Source organism: Azospirillum sp. NS33 (genome assembly GCF_059703765.1).
Map to the genome: position 1 here is coordinate 41,227 of NZ_BAAKJB010000024.1, position 19,840 is coordinate 61,066.

Sequence of the window (19,840 nt, forward strand, 5' to 3'; positions counted from 1 at the left end):
GGGCGGCGGGCGGAGTGACGGGTCAGTGGGCCGACGCGCCCTCCGCGCCGAGGCCGGTCTGGGCCCGGATGTACTGCGCCGCGTAGGCCTTCTGCTCGGCCTTGGCGGTCTGGCTCCGGTCGGTGATCGAGAAGAACCAGATCGACGCGAAGGCCAGCGTCACCGAGAACAGCCCGGGGTTCTGGTAGGGGAAGATGGCGGCGTCGTGCCCCAGCACCGCCTTCCACACCGTCGGCCCCAGCACCAGCATCACCACCGCCGAGAGCAGGCCGATCCAGCCGCCGACGACGGCGCCGCGGGTGGTCATGCCACCCCAGAACATCGACATCAGCAGCACCGGGAAGTTGGCCGAGGCGGCGATGGCGAAGGCGAGACCCACCATGAAGGCGACGTTCTGGTTCTCGAAGGCGATGCCCAGCCCGATGGCGACGATCCCCAGCACCACGGTGGCCATCTTGGAGACGCGGATCTCGTCCCGCTCGTTGGCGCGGCCACGGGCGAACACCGAGGCGTAGAGGTCGTGGGAGATCGCCGAGGCGCCGGCCAGGGTGAGGCCGGCCACCACCGCCAGGATGGTGGCGAACGCCACGGCCGAGATGAAGCCGTAGAAGAGGTCGCCGCCGACGGCGTGGGCGAGGTGGATGGCGGCCATGTTGTTGCCGCCGCGGATCGCCGTCAGCGGGTTGAAGGCGCCGTCGGCCCCGGCCGTCATGTAGGCCGGGTCGGTCATCACCAGGGTGATGGCGCCGAAGCCGATGATGAAGGTCAGGATGTAGAAGTAGCCGATGAAGCCGGTGGCGTAGAACACCGACTTGCGCGCCTCCTTGGCGTCGGCGACGGTGAAGAAGCGCATCAGGATGTGGGGCAGTCCGGCGGTGCCGAACATCAGCGCCATGGCCAGGGAGATGGCGTCGACGGGATCGCTGATGAGCGCGCCGGGAGCCATGATGCTGGCGCCCTTGGGATGGATCTCGACCGCCTTCTGGAACATCGCTTCCGGCGAGAAGTCGAAGGCCAGCAGCACCGCCAGCGCCATGAAGGTGGCGCCGGCCAGCAGCAGACAGGCCTTGATGATCTGCACCCAGGTGGTGGCGAGCATGCCGCCGAAGGTGACGTAGGCGATCATCAGCACGCCGACGATGACCACGGCGTAGACATAGTCCATGCCGAACAGAAGCTGGATCAGCTTCCCCGCGCCGACCATCTGGGCGATGAGGTACAGGGCCACCGTCGCCAGCGAGCCGCAGGCCGCCAGCGAGCGGATCGGCGTCTGCTGGAAGCGGTAGGAGGCGACGTCGGCGAAGGTGTATTTGCCCAGGTTGCGCAGCCGTTCGGCGATCAGGAACAGGATGATCGGCCAGCCCACCAGCCAGCCCACCGAGTAGATCAGCCCGTCGTAGCCGTTGACGTAGACCAGGCCGGAAATGCCGAGGAACGAGGCCGCGGACATGTAGTCGCCAGCGATCGCCAAGCCGTTCTGGAAGCCGGAGATGCCGCCGCCGGCGGCATAGAAATCCTTGGCCGAGCGGGTGCGGCGCGCCGCCCAGAAGGTGATGCCGAGCGTGAAGGCGACGAAGATCGCGAACATCACGATCGCCTGGACGTTGACGGCCTGCTGCTCGACGCGGCCGTCGATGGCGGCGGCCGACGCCGCCACCGGCACCAGCGCGGCCAGCGCGGCCGGCACCAGCGCGGCCGCGGCGCGGAACGGGACGGGGCGCATCACTTCGTCTCCTCGAGGATCTGGCGGTTCAACTCGTCGAACTCGCCGTTCGCCCGCCGCACATAGAGGCCGGTCAGGACGAAGGCCGAGACGATGATCAGGAGTCCGACCGGCACCCCGATCGTCATCACGCCGCCCGCCAGGGGCGCCCCGAGGATGCCCTTCCCGAAGGCAACCAGCAGGATGAAGCCGAAATAGATGACCAGCATCACCGCCGACAGGGTCCACGCGAAAGCAGACCGTTTGGCGACCAACTGCTGGAACTTGGGATTCTTCAGGATTTTCTGAGTGTCGTTTTGCATCGTGCGTCCCCTCGCGAGTACCCTAGCGTTTTGTTAGGTCATGAGCGGGCACTCGGCTCGCATCGTCTTTACAACGACGTCGTCCGTCAACAGGATTGATGTGTTCGTCCGCGGAAATGATTCTTGACGCCGGATTCGGCGGACCGGACCGGCACACGCGGCGGAGGGAACCTTTGAACCCGATACGTATTTCTACGTAGATCGGCGTCCTGTATTTCAAACGGTCATGAGTTTGTTTGCCGCACCCACGGTATGGCACCCACCGAGACGCCCTCTTCGTGCAGCTCGGCGACGTCGGCGGCGCTGGCCTCGCCGTAGATCCCGCGCGGGTCGGTCTCGCCGTAGTGGATGCGGCGCGCCTCTTCGGCGAACCGGTCGCCGACGTAGTCGCAGCTCTCCTCCACCTTGCGGCGCACCTCGGCCAGCTGGCGCAGGATCTCCGTCCGGATCTGCCGCGTGTGTCCGTCGGCGGGCGGCGACTTGGCGATGCGCGGCGCCATCGGCGCCTTCGCCACCGCCGTGGCGCCGCACTCGGGGCAGGCGATCGCCCCCTCGGCCACCTGCGCCTCGTAGGCGGCGCCGTCGCGGAACCACACGTCGAACCGATGGTCCGAGGGGCACTTCAACTGGAACACAATCATGCGGCGAACCCATCCTCGCGAGGATCGGCCCGGCGCTCTACAGTGGGTCCGTTCCGCGCTCCGGCCCGATCCGGGGGGAACTATAGGGGAGTCGGCCGATGAATGCTTGTGATTCCGCTGCGCACGCCTGTGCCGGGGGGGCCTCGCCGTGGGTGGCCCGCTTCGCCGCCCTGGTCGGCGGCGGCGGGCCGGTGCTCGACCTCGCCTGCGGCGGCGGGCGCCACCTGCGCCTGCTCCATGGCCGCGGCCACCCGGTCACCGGGGTCGACCGCGACCTGTCGGGGGTCGCCGACCTCGCCGGCACGGCCGGGATCGACCTGCTGCGGGCCGACCTCGAGGACGGCGCGCCGTGGCCCCTGCCCGGCCGCCGCTTCGCCGGCATCGTCGTCACCAACTACCTGCACCGGCCGCTGTTCCCGGCCATCCTCGACGCCCTGGCGCCGGGCGGCGCGCTGATCTACGAAACCTTCGCCCTGGGCAACGAGCGGCTGGGCAAGCCCTCCAACCCCGCGTTCCTGCTGCGGCCCGGAGAGCTGCTGGACGCGGTGGCCGGCCGCCTGCAGGTCGTCGCCTACGAGCACGGGCGGACCGGCGGGCCGCGCCCGGCGGTGGTGCAGCGCCTCGCCGCGGTCGCCGGCGCGGACCCGTGTCCCCTGCCCTGACCGGCCGTCCCGGTCAGGCCGCGCCCGCCGCCGCGTCAGCCTGATGGCGGTCGGCCCGGTGGCGGTCCGCCCAGCGCTCCGGGGCGTGGAGATAGGCGTGGATCTCCGCCTGCGCGGCGTCGTCCAGAAGGTGGTCGCGCGCCGCCACCTCCAGCACGTCCCACCAGTCGGCCAGGGCGTGGAGCGTGATGCCGAGCGGGGCGAGGTGCTCGTGGATGCGGTCGAAGATGCCGTACTGGAACAGCAAGAAGACATCGCGCAGGTCGCAGCCGGCCGCCCGCAGCGGTTCGGCGAAGCGGGCCTTGCGATGGCCGTCGGTGGCGAGCTGCTCGACCAGCAGGACGCGCCAGCCCGGCTCGACCCGGCCTTCGATGCGGTGCTTGTGGGCCTCGCCGGCCGGCGCGTCCTTGCGCACGAAGACCAGCGGCACCGCGAGGCGCTCGGCCAGCAGCGCGGCGAAGGCCACCCCGGCCCCTTCCGCCGCGGCGACCGCGTCGGGCGGACGCTCGGCCGTCTCCTGGCCGATCATGCGTTCCGCGAAATCCAGCACGGTGCGGCGCGCCGCGACGTCCGCCAGCAGGCCGCGGGCGTCGACGTGGAGCGGGCCGGCCAGCCCGTCGGCGTGGCGGCAGGGATGGACGGGATCGTAGCGGATGCACCCCGTCTCCAGCAGAAGCCGCGCGGTGTCGAGCGCGCCGCGGCGCAGCTCGATGTCCCAGGCATCGGGTATCATGGCGCCCCCCTGGCGTGGTCTCGGTGTCCAGGGGGGCATGGTGTCCGTGGCCGGGTGCTGGCGTCCACCGCGACGGGGCGGGCCGCGCCGGCGCACAATGGGTAACCCCGACGGATGGCTACCCCCGCCCGCCCCGCGTGAACTGCTCCAGCCCCTCCTTCAGCTTCTGCGGGTGGTCGGCGATCCGGGTCGAGCGGTCGAGCACCGTGCGGGCGGCGGTGTCGGCGGCCCGGACCGCGTCGTTGACGCCGCCCACCGCGCGGGCGATCTCGGCGGTGGCGGCCGACTGCTCCTCCATCGCCGCCGACACGGTCAGCGACGCGTCGCTGATGCGGCCGATCCGCTCGCGCACCCGCTGGAAGGCGCCGACGGTCTCGCCGGTGGCCGATTGGATCGCGTTGACGTTGGTGACGATCTCCTCGGTGGCGCGGGCGGTCTGGGTGGCCAGCGCCTTCACCTCGCCGGCGACGACGGCGAAGCCTTTTCCAGCTTCGCCCGCTCGGGCCGCTTCGATGGTGGCGTTGAGCGCCAGCAGGTTGGTCTGGCCGGCGATGGTCTTGATCATCTGCACCACCTTGCCGATGGCGTCCGCGGCCTGGGACAGCACGCCGATCAGGTGCTCCGACTGCTCCGACTCGCGGACCGCCTCCGCCGCGGAGGAGGCGGCCGCGTTCATCTGCCGGCTGATCTCGGCGCCCGAGGCCTCGATCTCCTCGATGGCGGCGGAGGCCGCGGCGGCCATGGAGGCCGCCGAGGCGACGGCGCCCACCATGTGCTCGGCCGACTGGTTCATGTCCGCGGCGGCGCTGCCCATCTCCTGCGCCATGCCGGCCACGTGCTCCGACAGGCGCACCGTCGCGGTGACCACCGACCAGGTCAGCATGGCGGCGACGTAGGTCTGGCCGTCCATGATGGCGGAGACGCGCAGGTTCAGCACCTCCGGCCCGAGCTTGATGTTGGCCTCGAACGGCAGGTTCCTGGGGTCGGACAGGATGCGGCGCTGGTGCGCCGGGTGGCGGTGGAAGATGTCCACGGACTTGCCGACGATCTCCTCCACCTTGACCGGCAGGTATTTCTCGACGGTGGCCAGGGTGCGCCGGCTGGTGCCGTTCATGTAGGTGATCGTGAAGTCGTCCCGGGGGTCGCACATCATGACCGCGGTGGGCATGTCGTCCATCATGTGGAGCAGCCGCCTGGTCTCGCGCTCGGCGCGCACCGTCTCGGTGACGACGCTCCAGGTCAGCATGGCCTTGCGGTAGGTGCCGCCCTCGAAGACCGGGGTGATGTAGAGGTCGAGCACCTCCTCCCCCAGGTCGATCTTGGCGGAGAACGGCAGGTTCTTCGAATCCGACAGGATGCGGCGCTGGTGCTCCGGCCGCTTGTGGAAGACGTCGACGCTGGTGCCGACGATCGCCGCGGGGTCGATGGGCAGCAGGTGGCGCAGCGACGTCAGGAGATCCACCGAGCGCCGGTTGGCGTAGCAGATGCGGAAATCGGTGACGTCGCACAGCATGATCGCCGCCGGCACCTGATCCAAAAGCGCCGTCGCCCCCGTATTGCGATTCGGCACCACGCCTTCCGGCAACAGCTTCGTGAACCCCAGCATGACCCTATCCCCTGCCTGTGCATAGGCCGTTCGTAAGCAGCGGCTGTGCCAGAGGCGGAGCCGCCACGGGTGCCAGGGCGCCCTGACGCCTCGGCATCGTCGTTACGGAGTCGGATCGGAATTCTCCGGCGGCCCTCCGCGTTGCGGTCGCCGTCGGCGTCATTGTGATGTGCGAAACGCGTGGCGCGTTCGCAAAATGCCAGCGCCTGCGCGCAAGGAGTCGCCATGACGGGCGTGAGGCCACGGGACCGCCCCGCCAAGCCGTGCGCGGCCTGCGGCCGCCCCTTCACCTGGCGCCGGAAATGGGCCCGGGTGTGGGACGAGGTGCGCTATTGTTCCGACCGGTGCCGCGCCGCCGCCCGCCCCGCCCGGGGACGCCGGGCCGCCCAGGCGCCGGCCGACGAGTCATAGGCGTTCGCCGCGGTCCAGCCGTTCCAGCACCGCCGCGGCGCTGGCCCGGCTGCCGGCCTGCGCCGCCGCGTCCATGCGGTCCCAGGTGCGGTAGACCGGGGCCAGCCGCGGGTTGCCGCCCAGCCGGTCGCGGTGGCGGGCCAGGAAATCCCAGTAGAGCGGGTTGAAGGGGCAGGCCCGCGGCCCGGTCCGCACACGGGGATCGTAGCGGCAGCCGTCGCAATGGTTGGACATGCGCCGGATGTAGGCGCCCGATGCGGCGTAGGGCTTGGACGCCAGCAGGCCGCCGTCGGCGTACTGGCTCATGCCCAGCGTGTTGGGAAGCTCCACCCACTCGAAGGCGTCGGCATAGACCGCCAGATACCACTCGTGCAGGGCGTGGGGGTCCACCCCGGCCAGCAGGGCGAAGGTGCCGGTCACCATCAGGCGCTGGATGTGGTGGGCGTAGGCCTCGGCCATGGTCTGGGCCACGGCCTCGCGCACGCACGCCATGTCGGTGTCGGCGCTCCAGTAGAAGGCGGGCAGCGGGCGCGTCGCCCCCAGCGCGTTCTGGTCGCGGTAATCCGGCATGCGCAGCCAGTACACGCCGCGCACGAACTCGCGCCAGCCGATGATCTGCCGGATGAAGCCTTCCGCCGCGTTCAGCGGCACCGCCCCGGCGTGATAGGCGTGCTCGACGCGCCGGCACAGGGTGCCGGCGTCGAGCAGGCCGGTGTTGAGGTAGGGCGACAGGACGGAGTGGTAGAGGAAGGGCTGGCCGGTGCGCATGGCGTCCTGGTGGTCGCCGAAGTGGCGCAGCGCGCTGTCCAGGAAGTGGTCGGCCGCCGCCTCGGCCTGGGCCGCGGTGACGGCGAAGCCGAACGGGCGCAGGGTGCCGGGGTGGTCGGGGAAGCGGCGCTCGACCAGGTCGAGCACCTCGGCGGTCACGGCGTCGGGGGCGAAGCGGGCCGGGCGCGGCACGAAGAGGTCGCCGTCCAGCGGCTTGCGGTTCTCGGCGTCGAAGTTCCAGCGCCCGCCCTCCGGGGCGTCGCCGCGCATCAGGAGGCCGGTGCGCCGGCGCATGGCGCGGTAGAAGGTCTCCATGCGCAGCGAGCGCCGCCCGTCCGCCCAGGCGGCGAAGGTGTCGAGGCCGCACAGGAAGCGGTCGTCGTCGCGGATCTCCACGGGCAGGCCCAGCGCCCGGCCCCAGCCGCGCATGGCCTGCAGCACCCGCCATTCCCCGGGGTGGGTGGCGACCACCCGCGTGGCGCCGTGCCGGGCGGCGGCCCGGGCGAGCTCGCCGGTCAGGCTGCCGCGGTTGCCGTCGGCGTCGAGCCGGACGTAGTCGACCCGCCAGCCATCCTCCCGCAGCGCCGCCGCGTGGTGGCGCATGGCGGCGAAGACGAAGGCCAGCTTCTTGGTGTGGTGGCGGACATAGCCGGCCTCCTCCGCCACCTCGGCCATGACGACGACGCTGCCCTGCCGGTCCTGCCCGGCCAGCGCCGACAGGCGGGGGGAGAGCTGGTCGCCCAGCACGGGGATGAGCACGGTCATCGGCGTCAGTCCGGCAGGCGCCGGCCGTCCCAGGCGAACAGCCCGCCGCTGTCGGCCGGCGTCAGCCCGTCCAGCACGGCCAGCAGATGGCCGGCCGCGGTGTCCGGCGTCACCAGCCCGCCCGGCGGCACGGCGCCCTGGAAGGGCCGCGACAGGCCGGTGTCGACGGTGCCGGGGTGCAGGGCGACGCAGAGGGCGTCGGGCCGGGAGCGGGCCAGCTCGATGGCGGCGGTGCGGATCAGTTGGTTGAGCGCCGCCTTGGCGGCGCGGTAGCCGTACCAGCCGCCCAGCCGGTTGTCGCCAATGCTGCCCACCTTGGCGGACACCGCGGCGAACACGCCGCGCCCGCGCCGCGGCAGGCGCGGCAGGACATGCTTGGCCACCAGCGCCGGCCCAACCGCATTGATCTGATAAAGGCGCAGCAGCGCCTCCGCGTCGAGCGCCCGCCAGCTCTTCTCCGGCTGCAGCCCCGGACCGTGCAGCAGGCCGGTGGCCACCAGCACCAGATCGACCTCGCCCGCCGCCTCGGCCGCCGCGGCGATGGACGCCTCGTCGGTGAGGTCGAGCGTCCCGCGGCGCAGCCGGCCGCCGGCGCCGGCCGCGCCAGCCGCGGCGGCCGCGTCCGCCGCCGCGTCGTCCCACGGCCGGCGCGCCAGGGCCCACACCTCCGCCACCCCGGGATCGGCCAGCAGCCGCCGCGTCACCGCCCCGCCGATGCCGCCATTGGCACCGACGACCACGGCCCGCACGGGGCGGGAAAAGCCGACGAGGGAGGGGGGCGGGGGGTGCGGTGTCGTCATGCCACGGAGATAGCGCCGGCCGCCCCTGCGCCCAGCGGCGCAGCCCGGCCATGCCCGGTGATCCGCCGGCCGGGGCCGGCCGTACGCGGCGGCCGGAGTGGCCACGCGGTTGGGATGACTGCAGAGCCCGACGCGAACCGGCGGTGTCCATGGTCGAGCCGATCCCCCGGCGCCACCGCATCACGGTGGCGGATCACGACCACGGCGCGCAAATCCGCTTGACGGTCCCCTTGAAAGAACATATCATGAACAAATTAACTAGCGTTGCGAGTTCGCGTGAGTCCTTCACCCCCACAGGAATCGAACGCATGCCAACGCCATCGCAGCACGACATCGATGCACTCATTGGGGCACCCGCCTATCGAGATGCGCGCCATCCTCGAAGCGCAGAAACGCGCGCGACTGTTACAGATTGGTTTACGATGCGGTATGGCGCCGACGATTCATTCAACGAAAAATTCATCGCCTTGGCTGGCCAAAACCATGCCCGATATGCAAATCAGAATTATATCGTAGGTCGGGCATTAACCGGACAAACTCTCCTTGTTGGGGAAGGAAATCTCAGCTTTACTGTATCGCTCGTGTTTGATCACGGTATCGACCCGGCCTTCATCACTGCGACAATACATGAATTCGACGGCAATATCTCGCATGAAACCGAAATAAATGTCCAAAAATTGTCGAGAGCCGGCGCCAGTATATTTGATAATGTGGATGCAACTCGGCTGAATCTCGTGTTTCCGCATCGGAAATTCGATACGGTCATTTTCCAATTCCCCAACGCCGGCAGTCGGGAACCGAACCGGGGGCACAACCCGAATTTTGTCCTTTTTCGCCGCTTTTTGAAGAGTGCGGCCGAACACACCATCCACAACGGTGAAATAATATCCACTGTTGTCAATAGTTCATATTATGATGGACGCTTTCGCATCGAAGAGGCTGCAGAATATGCGGGAATCAGGGATTTTCATGCCATCCCGTTCTATCTTAGAGATTTTCCATCTTATGTACACGTTAACACCAACGAAGAAGACAGCGCTTTGAAAGAGTATATCTCGTTTGAAACATGGATTTTTCAGCCATGATGACAGAACTTCGCGGTTCACTCACCCTTGCGGAAGACGCGCCCATTCCGGGACTGACCCGATTCGACGACTGGATCGGCATCGCAGAGGAAATGCGGTTCCTGGGTTTGGTCGACGCCGGGACTTGGCGGACCGACATCAAACGTCGGGTGCAACACTTCGGCTACCGCTATGATTATCGCGCCCGCTCGGTTTCGCTTGCGGACCATCTAGGGCCATTGCCGGATTGGTTGTCCGAACTCGCCGGGCGCCTAGCCGACCGGGGCGCGTTCTCCAAACCGCCTGATCAGGTCATCATCAACGAGTACCTGCCGGGCCAGGGTATTTCAGCGCATATCGACTGCGTTCCCTGTTTCGGCGAGACCATCGCCATCCTCAGCCTTGGCGGTTCGGTCGTTATGACGTTCCAGTGCGCCGCCACCGGCACGCGGCGGGACCTGGTGCTGCCGACGTGCAGTCTTCTGACCCTGTCGGGTCCGGCGCGCTACGACTGGCTTCATGCGATCCCCGCACGAAAGTGCGACGTCATCGACGGCGTGACAACGCCCCGCGTCCGGCGGGTCTCCCTGACCTTCCGCTCGGTCATCATCGGCGCTTGAGCGTCGACCGTCGTGCCGTGCCGGGTCGGTGACGCGCCAACTCCGGCAACACGTGTGTGGGAAACGTCTGTGGAAGCCCGGAGATGCGGCCTGCGAAGGGGCAGGCTTTTCCACTATTTTCGGGCTTGGAAGAAAGTGGCGGAGGGAGAGGGATTCGAACCCTCGATACCCTTTTGGGGTATACTCACTTTCCAGGCGAGCGCCTTCGACCACTCGGCCACCCCTCCGCGGAGCCCGGACCATAACGATCCGGCAACGCCCACGCAAGCCCTTTGAGCGGCCAAAAACACCGGCTGCGGCGGGCCGTCGGGGCGGCCTTTTCCGGGGTGGACGACGCCGCCCGCGCCGTCCCGTGCCGGTGATCGGGGGCCACACCATCGCCCCGTCCTAAGGGCAGAGCTCCTCCACGGTGCGGGCGATCAGCGCCAGGTCGGCGTCGCGGGACAGGCGGTGGTCGCCGTCGCCGACCAGGGTCACCCGCACGTCGGCGCTGGCCAGGGCCTCGGCCAGGCGGGTGCTGGTCTGCCAGGGCACGTCGGCGTCGCGCATGCCGTGGAGCAGGCGCACCGGGACGTCCAGGGCGATCGGGCCGCGCAGCACCAGGTGGTCCCGCCCCTCCTCGATCAGGGTGCGGGTGATCGGCTTGGGCTCGTCGACATAGGCCGAGGGGCGGGACCAGCGGCCCTCGGCCAGCAGGGTGGCTCGGGCCACGGCGTCGAGGCGGCCCCACACCAGGTCCTCGGTGAAGTCGGGGGCGGCGGCGATGCCGAGCAGGCCGGCCACCCGCTGCGGCCGGCGCAGCGCCGCCAGCACCGCCAGCCACCCGCCCATGGAGGAGCCCACCAGCACCTGCGGCCCGGTGGTCACCCGGTCGAGCACCGCCAGCGCGTCGTCGAGCCAGCAACCGACCGTGCCGTCCTCGAAGCGGCCGCTCGACGCGCCGTGACCCTGGTAGTCGAAGCGGGTGCAGGCGACGCCGCGGCCGACCGCCCAGGACTCCAGCGCGCGCGCCTTCGTCCCGGTCATGTCGGACATGAAGCCGCCGAAGAACATCACCCCGGGCCGGTCGGCGTGCCCGTCACGGCCCCGGGTGTGACGATAGGCTATGGTGGCGTCGCCGCGCGACAGGGTATGGTGCGCGCCGTTTTCCGGAGCGGTCGTGGCGGGTCGGGTCATGGTCGGTGGTCCGGGAAGGGTCCAGAAGCGAGCGCCCCCATGGAAGCGGACAGCCACCTTAGCACCGGTCGCGATGGCCGCACCACGGCGTCGCCGTTCGGCACCGGCGCCGGGCGCCGGCCGCCGGTGGTGCTGCAGGTGCTGCCCACCCTGGTCACCGGCGGCGCCGAGCGCGGCTGCATCGACGTGGCCCTGGCGCTGGCCGAGGCCGGGGCGACGCCGCTGGTGGCCTCCCAGGGCGGGCCGATGGTGCGCGAGCTGGACCGCGCCGGCATCGCCCACCTCACCCTGCCGCTGGCCGCCAAGAGCCCCCTGGCGATCCGCCGCAACGCCAAGCGCCTGGTCGAGATCATCGGCGATTTCGGCGTCGACATCGTCCACGCCCGCTCGCGCGCCCCGGCGTGGAGCGCCTGGCTGGCCTGCCGGCGCACCCGGGCCCGCTACATGACCACCTTCCACGCCCCCTACAATTTCTCCAACGGGCTGAAGCGCTGGTACAACTCGGTGATGGCCCGGGGCGAGCGGGTGATCGCCATCTCCGAGTTCGTGCGCGAGCACATCCTGGCCAACTACGCCGTCGACCCCGCGGTGGTGCGGGTGGTGCACCGCGGCATCGACGCCGCCGTCTTCGCCCCGGAGCGGGTGGCCGCCGCCCGGGTCATCCAGCTGGCGACCAAGTGGCGGCTGCCCGACGACCGGCCGGTGGTCCTGCTGCCCGGCCGGCTGACCCGCTGGAAGGGCCAGACGGTGCTGGTCGACGCCCTGGCCCGCCTCGGCCGGCGCGACGTCCACTGCCTGCTGGTGGGCGCCGACCAGGGCCGCACCGCGTTCCGCCAGGAACTGATCGACCAGGCCCGCCGCCTCGGCGTCGACGGCCAGGTCCACATCACCGACCACTGCAACGACATGGCCGCCGCCTACCGCCTGGCCACCGTCGTGGTGTCCGCCTCGCGCGAGCCGGAGGCGTTCGGCCGGGTCATCGTCGAGGCCCAGGCCATGGGCAAGCCGGTCATCGTCACCGCCACCGGCGCCTTCAAGGAGACGGTGGTGGAGGGCGAGACCGCCTGGGTCGTGCCGCCCGACGACCCCGCCGCCCTGGCCGGCGCCCTGGACGCCGCCCTGGCGCTGGGCGATGCGGAGCGCGAGGCGATGGGCGAGCGGGCCCGCGCCTTCGTGGCCGGGCGCTACACCAAGGAGCGCATGTGCGCCGACACGCTGGCGATCTACGCCGAGCTGCTGGCGGCGCGCTGACGGGGCGCGCGCCAGGCGGGCGCGGCGGCGCTGCGCTTGACAGGGGCGGCGACGCCTTTAGAGTTCCCCTTCCCGGCACGGCGCCGGGACGCGTTGCAACGGTGAATACGGTGAACCCGGTGTCGTCCAACATTGCCATCACGCTGCCCGACGGCAGCGTGCGTGAATTCGACCGTCCGGTCACGGGGGCCGACGTGGCCGCCGCGATCGGCGCCCGCCTCGCCAAGGACGCGCTCGCCGTCAAGGTCGACGGCGTGGTGCGCGACCTGACCGCGCCGATCACCGGCGACGCCCGCATCGAAATCGTCACCCGCAGCCACGCCGACGCGCTCGACGTCATCCGCCACGACGCCGCCCACGTCCTGGCCGAGGCGGTGCAGACCCTCTACCCCGGCACCCAGGTCACCATCGGCCCGTCGATCGCCAACGGCTTCTACTACGACTTCGCCCGCGACGAGCCCTTCACGCCCGACGATCTGGAGAGGATCGAGGCGAAGATGCGCGAGATCGTCGCCAAGGACTTGCCGATCGTCCGCGAGGAGTGGGACCGCGACGCGGCGATCGCGCACTTCAAGGGCATCGGCGAGACGTACAAGGCCGAAATCATCGCCGACCTGCCGGCGACCGAGACCATCTCGGTCTACCACCAGGGCCCGTGGAAGGACCTGTGCCGCGGCCCCCACGCGCCGTCGACCGGCAAGGTCGGCACCGCCTTCAAGCTGATGAAGGTGGCCGGGGCCTACTGGCGGGGCGACCACCGCAACGCCATGCTGCAGCGCATCTACGGCACGGCGTGGCGCGACGAGAAGGAGCTGAAGGCCTACCTGACCCAGCTCGAGGAGGCGGAGAAGCGCGACCACCGCCGCCTGGGCCGCGAGATGGACCTGTTCCACCTGCAGGAGGAGGCCGCCGGCTCGGTGTTCTGGCACGCCAAGGGCTGGCAGCTCTGGCGCGCGCTGGAGACCTACATGCGCACCAAGCTGGAGCGCGCCGGCTACGTCGAGGTGAAGACGCCGCAGCTGATCGACCGCACCTTGTGGGAGCAGTCGGGTCACTGGGAGAAGTTCCGCGAGAACATGTTCACGGTGCAGGCCGACGAGGACAAGACGCTGGCCGTCAAGCCGATGAACTGTCCCGGGCACGTCCAGATCTTCCGCCAGGGGCTGAAGAGCTACCGCGACCTGCCCATGCGCATGGCCGAGTTCGGGGCCTGCCACCGCAATGAGCCGTCGGGGGCGCTGCACGGCATCATGCGGGTGCGGGCCTTCACCCAGGACGACGCGCACATCTTCTGCACCGAGGAGCAGATCACCGCGGAGAGCATCGCCTTCTGCAACCTGCTGCTGTCCATCTACAAGGACTTCGGGTTCGAGAACGTGCTGGTGAAGTTCTCCGACCGCCCGGCCAAGCGGGCCGGGTCCGACGCCACCTGGGACAAGGCCGAGGCCGGGTTGAAGGACGCCTGCGACGCGGCGGGCCTGGCCTACGAGTTGAACCCCGGCGAGGGCGCCTTCTACGGCCCGAAGCTGGAGTTCACCCTGGTCGACGCGATCGGCCGGGAATGGCAGTGCGGCACCCTGCAGCTCGACTTCGTGCTGCCCGAGCGCCTCGACGCCTCCTACATCGGCGAGGACGGCCAGCGCCACCGCCCGGTGATGCTGCACCGCGCCGTGCTCGGCTCGTTCGAGCGCTTCATCGGCATCCTGATCGAGCACTACGCCGGCCGCTTCCCGCTGTGGCTGGCGCCGGTCCAGGCGGTGGTGGCGACCATCACCAACGACGCCGATTCGTACGCCGCCGACGTCCTGAAGGCCCTCAAGGCGCGGGGCATCCGGGCCGTCGCCGACACCCGGAACGAGAAGATCAACCTGAAGGTCCGCGAGCACAGCCTGCAGAAGGTGCCGGTCCTGATGGTGGTCGGCAAGCGCGAGGCGGAGGAGCGCACCGTCGCGCTGCGCCACCTCGGCAGCAAGGACCAGGAAGTGCTTGCTCTCGACGCGGCGCTGGATAAATTGGTGGAGTCCGCGTGCTCGCCCGCCGGCGAGCCCGCGTTCGATTCGCCGTTCTGATGACGACCTGCCTGCGATCGGGCCACCGCATGGGGCGGCGGCCTGCGCGGGCTTCAACCAGCGAATGGAGAAGCGTCCATAGCCAGGATACCGTCCGAAGCCATCCCGACCCGCGAAGGGCCCCGGGTCAATCGGGAGATCACGGCGCGTTCCGTCCGTCTCGTCGGTGCCGACGGTGAGATGGTGGGGGTGGTGTCGCTGCGCGACGCCCTCATCGCGGCGGAAGAGGCCAACCTCGATCTGGTCGAGGTGGCGCCGCAGGCCGAACCGCCGGTCTGCAAGATCCTCGATTACGGCAAGTTCAAGTTCGAGGCCCAGAAGAAGGCCGCCGAGGCCCGCAAGCGTCAGAAGGTCATCGAGGTCAAGGAGATCAAGCTCCGGCCGAACATCGACGACAACGATTATGACGTGAAGATGCGCGCCGCGCGGCGGTTCCTGGAGGAAGGGGACAAGGTCAAGGTGACCCTGCGCTTCCGCGGACGCGAGATGGCGCACCAGGACCTGGGCATGAACGTGCTGATGCGGGTGCGCGACCATTTGGACGAGCTGGCCAAGGTCGAGCAGATGCCGAAGCTCGAAGGCCGCCAGATGGTCATGGTGATGTCCCCCCGCTGAGGGCGGGACCGGCACCGCGCCCCCAGCCCCCGGAGCGGCTTGCCCGGTCCGGGCCCGGGATGGTTGTCCGCGGTTCACGAAGAGCCCGCCGGCCCCGGCGGGCTCTTCCCGTTCGTGCCCGCCGGCGCTGCCGCGGCGGCGGCGGCGGCGGCCGGCGGAACCGTCCACGTGAGCGCCGTCGCGGCCTCGGCCACCGTCGTGGGGCCCGGCCGGCACGGCACGGCCACCGCCGGACCGGCGGTGCGAGGAGAGCGACATCATGGAGCCAACCGGGATGGACCCAACCGGGGCTGCGGCCCTGAACGCCGGGCTGGTCGGCCAGCCGGGATCGCGCTGGGCGCTGGAGACCCCGGCCCTCGTCCTCGACCTCGACGCGCTGGAGGCGAACCTCGCGCTGATGGCCCGCCGCGCCGCGGCCCGCGGCGTCCGCCTGCGCCCCCACGCCAAGACCCACAAATGCCTGTCCCTGGCCCGCGCGCAGATCGCCGCGGGCGCGGCCGGCGTGTGCGTCGCCAAGCTGGGCGAGCTGGAGGTGTTCCACCGCGCCGGCGTGCCGGGGCTGCTGCTGACCGCGCCGCTGGCCAGCCCGCGCAAGATCGCCCGCCTCGCCGCCCTGGCGGCGTCGGGTGCGCCGCTCACGGTCGCCATCGACCGCCTCGACCTGGTGGACGCGCTGGAGGGCGCGTGCGCCGCCGCCGGCGCCGGCCTGGACGTGCTGGTCGATCTGGACATCGGGCAGAACCGCACCGGCCTGGCCGGGCCGGACGCCGCGGTGGCGGTGGCGCGGCGGCTGGCCGCCTGCGACCGGCTGCGCTACGCCGGGGTGCAGGCCTATGCCGGGCAGCTCCAGCACCTGGCCGGATGGGAGGAGCGGCACGCCGCCGTGGCGGCGGCGACCGGCCGGCTGCGCGCCGCCATCGCCGCGCTGGCCGAGGCCGGTCTGCCCCCCGCCATCGTCAGCGGCGGCGGGACGGGCAGCCACGCCCTCGACCTGGACGAGGGCGTGTTCACCGAGCTCCAGGTCGGCTCCTACGCGGTGATGGACAACGACTATGGCGCGGTCGACCTGGACGGCGCCGGGACCGCGCCGTTCGCCACCGCGCTGTTCGTGCACACGACGGTGCTGTCCCACACCGCCGACGGGGCGGCCACCACCGACGCCGGGACCAAGGCCTTCGGCATCGACGGGCCGGCGCCGACCCCGGTGCGCGGCGCCCCGGCGGGGTCGGCCTACGGCTTCTCCGGCGACGAGTTCGGCCGGCTGACGGTGCCGCCGGGCACCGCCCGGCCGGCCATCGGCACGGCGGTCGTCTGCACCGTCCCCCATTGCGACCCGACGGTGAACCTCTACGATCTCTTCCACACCGTGCGCGGCGACCGGCTGGTCGGCTTCTGGCCCATCGAGGCGCGCGGGCGCGCCGATTGAACTCTCACGGCGCGCGGGCGCGCCGATTGAACTCTCACGGCGCGCGGGCGCGCCGATTGAACTCTCACGGCGCGCGGGACGACAGGGGGGCGGGATCATGACGGAGTTGGAGGGCAAGGTGGCCCTGGTCACCGGGGCGTCGCGCGGCATCGGCCTGTCCGCCGCGGCGGAGCTGGCGGCGGCCGGCGCGACGGTGGTGGCGCTGGCCCGCGGGGTCGACGGGGCGGACGCGCTGCGCGAGCGACTGGCGGCGGCCGGCCGGCCGCACCGTCTGGTGCCCTGCGACGTGGCCGACTGGGCGGCGGTCGAGGCGGCGGTGGCGGACGTGGTGGCGGCGTTCGGCGGGGTCGACGTGCTGGTCAACAACGCCGGGGTGATCGCCCCCATCGGCCGGCTCGGCGACGGTGCGCCCGGGGAGTGGACGCGCAACGTCGCCATCAATCTCGGCGGCGCCTACCACGCGGTGCGGGCCGCCCTGCCCAGCCTGCTGGCGCGCCGCGGCACGGTGATCGCCATCAGTTCCGGCGCGGCGCACCGGGCCATCGAGGGATGGTCGGCCTACTGCAGCGCCAAGGCCGGGCTGGCCATGCTCACCCAGGCGCTGGCGCTGGAGTACGGCGCCGCCGGGCTGCGGGTGTTCGGCCTGCAGCCGGGGGTCGTGGACACGGCGATGCAAGGGGCGATCCGCGCCTCGGGGATCAACGAGATCAGCCGGCTGCGCCGCGAGGACCTGGCGAGCCCGGACGACCCGGCGCGCGCCATCCGCTATCTCTGCACCGCGGCGGCGGACGATCTCGCCGGGCGCGAACTGACGATCCGCGATCCCGACCTGCGCCGCCGCGTCGGCCTCGCCTGACGGCCGCAGACGGGGAAACCGCTGGGAAAGCAAAGGCGCCCGGGTATACTGCGGCCATGGTACGCATGCTCTTTCTCCGCGACATCGACGGCGACGTCCGCATCGGCTGCCGTGCCTGCGGCCATGAGGGGCGACTGGCGCGCGGCGATCTTCTCCGGCGCTTCGGGCCGAGCTATCCGGTGCTCTCCCTGGCGCCGCACTTCCGCTGCTCGCGCTGCAACTCCAGGGACACGGAGAGCCGGGCCATCGTCGAGGCCGAGGCCGGCGCGCCGGTGGCGCCCGCCGACGGCATGAGCGCCGCGTTGGCCGCCCTGCGCGGTTTCGCCAGCGCCGCGCGGGACGCTGCCGCTGGCGGCGGGGGGGAGGCCGGCGGCGGGGCGGGCGGGGGCGGCATGGCGCGACCGGCCGCGGCGCCGGCGCCGGAGGCCGAGCCGTGGACCGCCGACGCGATGCTCAAGAGCATGATGGCCAGCCTGGACGAACCCGAACCGGCGCGCACCGCGGAATCCGCCAGCGACGAGGACGCCGATACCGACGCCGATGCCGCCGAGTCCACGGCGCAGGCGCTGGCCGCCCTGCGCGGCCTGATGGGCGACGCCGCGGCCCCCGGCGACGCCGGGGACCCGGGGACGGCAACGGACGGGACGGCAACGGACGGGACGGCGACCGACGGGGCGGCGACCGGCTGGACAACGACCGGCTGGACAACGGCGGACGACGACGCGGACGACGACGCCCCGGCCCGGGACGCCGACACGCCGGAAGCGTTCTTCCGTGGCCTCGGCCGCGGGGCCGGCGAGTCCGGCGCCCCGGGCCCCGGGTGGGACGGGACCGACGATGCCGGCGGCGGCGCCGAGGAAACGATGGCCGCCCCGGACGACGGCGAGGAGACGGAGGCCGCCGGACGGAACGGCGACGATCGGCCGGATGACGGGACGCCCGATGACGGGGTGTCCGATGCCGACGACTTCGACGACTCCGACGGCGACGGGGGCCCGGCCTTTGCGATCCGCGACCGCGAGGCGCTCCCTCCCGTCGACGAGGACGAGGACGAGGACGAGGAGGTGCCCCTCGACCTCGTCGACCGCGTCCCCGACGCGACACCCGAACCGACAACCGCCGGCCCGATCACCGCGGGCGGGGGGGATGACGGGGGGGATGACGGAGCGGACGAGGACGACTTCTCCGACGAGGAGATCCTCGACTTCGCCCTGGGCGACGGTGCGGCGGCGCGCGGCGGCGCGTCCGACCTGTTCGAGGAGACCCTGGCGAACCTGCGCAACCTGGTGGCCGAAGATCGCGCCCCGCCGCCGGCCCCCCCGGAGGCGGTGACGGAGCAGGCCCCGGAGAGGGCCCCGGAGAGGGCCCCGGAGCAGGCCCCGGAGAGGGCCCCGGAGAGGGATTGGCCCGGCGGCCCGGCGACCAGTCCGGCAGACGACCCGGCGGACGACCCGGATGAGGCCCCCTGGGAGGACACCGCCGCGGACGCGGGCGACGACCCGGAGCAGCCGGACCGCGCCGAGCCGGCCCCCGCCCGCGATCCCGCCCGCACCGCCGCCCCGGCGCCGCGCGTGGCCGCGGGGTCGATGCAGGCCAGCCTCGCCGCCCTGCGCGAGGCGGTGGAGAAGGCGGCGGCGGAGGACGAGGCGGCGCCCCGCCCGCGCCGCGCCGCCGCCAAGCCGCGGGCGCCGGAGCGGCCGTTCAGCGAGACGCTGGCGGCGCTGCGCGGCATGCTCGATCTCGACCGGGAGGCGGGCGACAAGGACGAGGGCAAGGAGCGCGGCAAGGACGGCGGCGGGCCGAAGCGGTAAGGGGCCCGATCAAAGACCGCGGGCCCACGGGGCCCGATCAAAGACCGCGGGGAGCCCCAATGTCGACGGCCCCGCCGTCGCCGGCGGGGCCGTTCGCCCGGCGCGCGGCCGGGATCAGGGGCGGCGGGTCACGCCACCGCTCACGTCACGCCACCGCTCACAAGGAGCCCTGAACCCACTCCTGAAGCTGCTTCTTGCCCAGCGCACCGATCTTGGTGGCGGCGACGTTGCCGTCCTTGAACAGCATCAGCGTCGGGATGCCACGCACGCCGTACTTGTTCGGGGTGTTGGGGTTGTCGTCGATGTTGAGCTTCGCGACCGTCACCTTGCCATCGAACTCCGCCGCGATGTCGTCCAGCGCCGGCGCGATCATCCGGCACGGGCCGCACCATTCGGCCCAGAAGTCGACCAGGACCGGGCCGGGCGCGTTCAGCACGTCCTGGTCGAAGCTGTCGTCGGTGACCTTGATGGGGTTGCTCATGGGACCTCTTCATGGTTCAGGGGCGTGGTGCCGGCGGCCGTCGGCCGGCACGTCCCGTCC

The 19,840-nt window shown here is 71.4% G+C and carries 19 protein-coding genes and 1 tRNA gene; 10 read left to right on the plus strand and 10 right to left on the minus strand.

The genetic code is table 11. The features are described 5' to 3' along the window. Positions 1–22: 22 nt before the first annotated feature. The 3 genes from AC6H2I_RS20280 to AC6H2I_RS20290 form a co-directional block, all read right to left on the minus strand. Complete coding sequence (locus AC6H2I_RS20280; RefSeq protein ID WP_497502514.1) at positions 23–1,723, minus strand: cation acetate symporter; 1,701 nt, start codon at positions 1,721–1,723, stop codon at positions 23–25. Then, positions 1,723–2,025, minus strand: coding sequence for a DUF485 domain-containing protein (locus tag AC6H2I_RS20285; protein WP_497502515.1), 303 nt, complete (start codon positions 2,023–2,025; stop codon positions 1,723–1,725). Before AC6H2I_RS20285 ends, AC6H2I_RS20280 begins: the two co-directional genes overlap by 1 nt. A 224-nt stretch (positions 2,026–2,249) precedes the next feature. After that, on the minus strand, positions 2,250–2,666 hold the full coding sequence (locus AC6H2I_RS20290) for a DUF1178 family protein (protein ID WP_497502516.1): 417 nt from the start codon (positions 2,664–2,666) through the stop codon (positions 2,250–2,252). A gap of 152 nt (positions 2,667–2,818) precedes the next feature. On the opposite strand from AC6H2I_RS20290, the gene AC6H2I_RS20295 reads away from it, so the two are divergent. Beyond that, the gene (locus AC6H2I_RS20295) at positions 2,819–3,328 is read left to right on the plus strand and encodes a class I SAM-dependent methyltransferase (RefSeq protein WP_497502517.1); all 510 of its coding nucleotides are present in this window, start codon (positions 2,819–2,821) and stop codon (positions 3,326–3,328) included. A gap of 13 nt (positions 3,329–3,341) precedes the next feature. On the opposite strand, the gene AC6H2I_RS20300 is transcribed toward AC6H2I_RS20295, so the two are convergent. Both AC6H2I_RS20300 and AC6H2I_RS20305 read right to left on the minus strand, forming a co-directional pair. After that, a complete protein-coding gene (locus AC6H2I_RS20300) occupies positions 3,342–4,061 on the minus strand; it encodes an orotate phosphoribosyltransferase (protein WP_497502518.1) in 720 nt (239 codons plus the stop codon). A gap of 118 nt (positions 4,062–4,179) precedes the next feature. Further along, a complete protein-coding gene (locus tag AC6H2I_RS20305) occupies positions 4,180–5,667 on the minus strand; it encodes a methyl-accepting chemotaxis protein (protein ID WP_497502519.1) in 1,488 nt (495 codons plus the stop codon). A 225-nt stretch (positions 5,668–5,892) separates the two neighbouring features. Here AC6H2I_RS20305 and AC6H2I_RS20310 point away from each other — a divergent pair, with 225 nt between their 5' ends. Continuing rightward, entirely contained in the window at positions 5,893–6,078 is a 186-nt protein-coding gene (locus tag AC6H2I_RS20310; protein WP_497502520.1) for a DUF2256 domain-containing protein, read from the plus strand. On the opposite strand, the gene AC6H2I_RS20315 is transcribed toward AC6H2I_RS20310, so the two are convergent. Continuing rightward, positions 6,073–7,611 carry a cryptochrome/photolyase family protein gene (locus tag AC6H2I_RS20315; RefSeq protein WP_497502521.1) on the minus strand — a complete coding sequence of 513 codons (1,539 nt, stop codon included), beginning with the start codon at positions 7,609–7,611 and terminating at the stop codon, positions 6,073–6,075. The two genes, AC6H2I_RS20310 and AC6H2I_RS20315, sit on opposite strands and share 6 nt — an antisense overlap. Before the next feature lie 5 nt (positions 7,612–7,616). Then, the gene (locus AC6H2I_RS20320; RefSeq protein WP_497502522.1) at positions 7,617–8,411 is read right to left on the minus strand and encodes an SDR family NAD(P)-dependent oxidoreductase; all 795 of its coding nucleotides are present in this window, start codon (positions 8,409–8,411) and stop codon (positions 7,617–7,619) included. 149 nt (positions 8,412–8,560) lie between these two features. Here AC6H2I_RS20320 and AC6H2I_RS20325 point away from each other — a divergent pair, with 149 nt between their 5' ends. Then, positions 8,561–9,496 (plus strand): Rossmann-like fold-containing protein, encoded by a 936-nt coding sequence (locus AC6H2I_RS20325; protein ID WP_497502523.1) that lies wholly within the window; start codon positions 8,561–8,563, stop codon positions 9,494–9,496. After that, positions 9,493–10,095: an alpha-ketoglutarate-dependent dioxygenase AlkB gene (locus AC6H2I_RS20330; protein WP_497502524.1), complete on the plus strand. Its 603-nt coding sequence runs from the start codon at positions 9,493–9,495 to the stop codon at positions 10,093–10,095. The genes AC6H2I_RS20325 and AC6H2I_RS20330 overlap by 4 nt, the downstream gene beginning before the upstream one ends. A 136-nt stretch (positions 10,096–10,231) precedes the next feature. Here the strand turns inward: AC6H2I_RS20330 and AC6H2I_RS20335 are convergent. Both AC6H2I_RS20335 and AC6H2I_RS20340 read right to left on the minus strand, forming a co-directional pair. Next, positions 10,232–10,322, minus strand: a tRNA-Ser gene (locus tag AC6H2I_RS20335). Between the two features lie 160 nt (positions 10,323–10,482). Next, positions 10,483–11,271, minus strand: a complete 789-nt coding sequence (locus AC6H2I_RS20340; RefSeq protein WP_497502525.1) for an alpha/beta hydrolase — start codon at positions 11,269–11,271, stop codon at positions 10,483–10,485. A 39-nt stretch (positions 11,272–11,310) separates the two neighbouring features. Here AC6H2I_RS20340 and AC6H2I_RS20345 point away from each other — a divergent pair, with 39 nt between their 5' ends. The 6 genes from AC6H2I_RS20345 (at position 11,311) to AC6H2I_RS20370 (ending at position 19,299) form a co-directional block, all read left to right on the plus strand. After that, the gene (locus AC6H2I_RS20345; protein ID WP_497502526.1) at positions 11,311–12,522 is read left to right on the plus strand and encodes a glycosyltransferase family 4 protein; all 1,212 of its coding nucleotides are present in this window, start codon (positions 11,311–11,313) and stop codon (positions 12,520–12,522) included. Positions 12,523–12,641: 119 nt separating this feature from the next. After that, positions 12,642–14,591 (plus strand): threonine--tRNA ligase, encoded by a 1,950-nt coding sequence (thrS, locus tag AC6H2I_RS20350; RefSeq protein WP_497502527.1) that lies wholly within the window; start codon positions 12,642–12,644, stop codon positions 14,589–14,591. Positions 14,592–14,693: 102 nt separating this feature from the next. Then, positions 14,694–15,206 carry a translation initiation factor IF-3 gene (infC, locus tag AC6H2I_RS20355; RefSeq protein ID WP_497502584.1) on the plus strand — a complete coding sequence of 171 codons (513 nt, stop codon included), beginning with the start codon at positions 14,694–14,696 and terminating at the stop codon, positions 15,204–15,206. 274 nt (positions 15,207–15,480) lie between these two features. Beyond that, positions 15,481–16,632 (plus strand): alanine racemase, encoded by a 1,152-nt coding sequence (locus AC6H2I_RS20360; RefSeq protein WP_497502528.1) that lies wholly within the window; start codon positions 15,481–15,483, stop codon positions 16,630–16,632. A 97-nt stretch (positions 16,633–16,729) separates the two neighbouring features. Then, positions 16,730–17,488: an SDR family NAD(P)-dependent oxidoreductase gene (locus AC6H2I_RS20365; RefSeq protein ID WP_497502529.1), complete on the plus strand. Its 759-nt coding sequence runs from the start codon at positions 16,730–16,732 to the stop codon at positions 17,486–17,488. Between the two features lie 56 nt (positions 17,489–17,544). Then, positions 17,545–19,299: a hypothetical protein gene (locus tag AC6H2I_RS20370; protein WP_497502530.1), complete on the plus strand. Its 1,755-nt coding sequence runs from the start codon at positions 17,545–17,547 to the stop codon at positions 19,297–19,299. A gap of 157 nt (positions 19,300–19,456) precedes the next feature. Here AC6H2I_RS20370 and trxA read toward each other — a convergent pair whose 3' ends face one another. Then, on the minus strand, positions 19,457–19,780 hold the full coding sequence (trxA, locus tag AC6H2I_RS20375) for a thioredoxin TrxA (RefSeq protein ID WP_497502531.1): 324 nt from the start codon (positions 19,778–19,780) through the stop codon (positions 19,457–19,459). Positions 19,781–19,840 lie beyond the last annotated feature (60 nt).

Excerpts from the sequence above, each read along its gene's own strand:
- AC6H2I_RS20280 (WP_497502514.1), bottom strand. The coding sequence starts at position 1,723 with ATGCGCCCCGTCCCGTTCCGCGCCGCGGCCGCGCTGGTGCCGGCCGCG.
- AC6H2I_RS20285 (WP_497502515.1), bottom strand. The coding sequence starts at position 2,025 with ATGCAAAACGACACTCAGAAAATCCTGAAGAATCCCAAGTTCCAGCAG.
- AC6H2I_RS20290 (WP_497502516.1), bottom strand. The coding sequence starts at position 2,666 with ATGATTGTGTTCCAGTTGAAGTGCCCCTCGGACCATCGGTTCGACGTG.
- AC6H2I_RS20300 (WP_497502518.1), bottom strand. The coding sequence starts at position 4,061 with ATGATACCCGATGCCTGGGACATCGAGCTGCGCCGCGGCGCGCTCGAC.
- AC6H2I_RS20305 (WP_497502519.1), bottom strand. The coding sequence starts at position 5,667 with ATGCTGGGGTTCACGAAGCTGTTGCCGGAAGGCGTGGTGCCGAATCGC.
- AC6H2I_RS20310 (WP_497502520.1), top strand. The coding sequence starts at position 5,893 with ATGACGGGCGTGAGGCCACGGGACCGCCCCGCCAAGCCGTGCGCGGCC.
- AC6H2I_RS20315 (WP_497502521.1), bottom strand. The coding sequence starts at position 7,611 with ATGACCGTGCTCATCCCCGTGCTGGGCGACCAGCTCTCCCCCCGCCTG.
- AC6H2I_RS20320 (WP_497502522.1), bottom strand. The coding sequence starts at position 8,411 with ATGACGACACCGCACCCCCCGCCCCCCTCCCTCGTCGGCTTTTCCCGC.
- AC6H2I_RS20325 (WP_497502523.1), top strand. The coding sequence starts at position 8,561 with ATGGTCGAGCCGATCCCCCGGCGCCACCGCATCACGGTGGCGGATCAC.
- AC6H2I_RS20330 (WP_497502524.1), top strand. The coding sequence starts at position 9,493 with ATGATGACAGAACTTCGCGGTTCACTCACCCTTGCGGAAGACGCGCCC.
- AC6H2I_RS20340 (WP_497502525.1), bottom strand. The coding sequence starts at position 11,271 with ATGACCCGACCCGCCACGACCGCTCCGGAAAACGGCGCGCACCATACC.
- AC6H2I_RS20345 (WP_497502526.1), top strand. The coding sequence starts at position 11,311 with ATGGAAGCGGACAGCCACCTTAGCACCGGTCGCGATGGCCGCACCACG.
- AC6H2I_RS20360 (WP_497502528.1), top strand. The coding sequence starts at position 15,481 with ATGGACCCAACCGGGGCTGCGGCCCTGAACGCCGGGCTGGTCGGCCAG.
- AC6H2I_RS20365 (WP_497502529.1), top strand. The coding sequence starts at position 16,730 with ATGACGGAGTTGGAGGGCAAGGTGGCCCTGGTCACCGGGGCGTCGCGC.
- AC6H2I_RS20370 (WP_497502530.1), top strand. The coding sequence starts at position 17,545 with ATGGTACGCATGCTCTTTCTCCGCGACATCGACGGCGACGTCCGCATC.
- trxA (WP_497502531.1), bottom strand. The coding sequence starts at position 19,780 with ATGAGCAACCCCATCAAGGTCACCGACGACAGCTTCGACCAGGACGTG.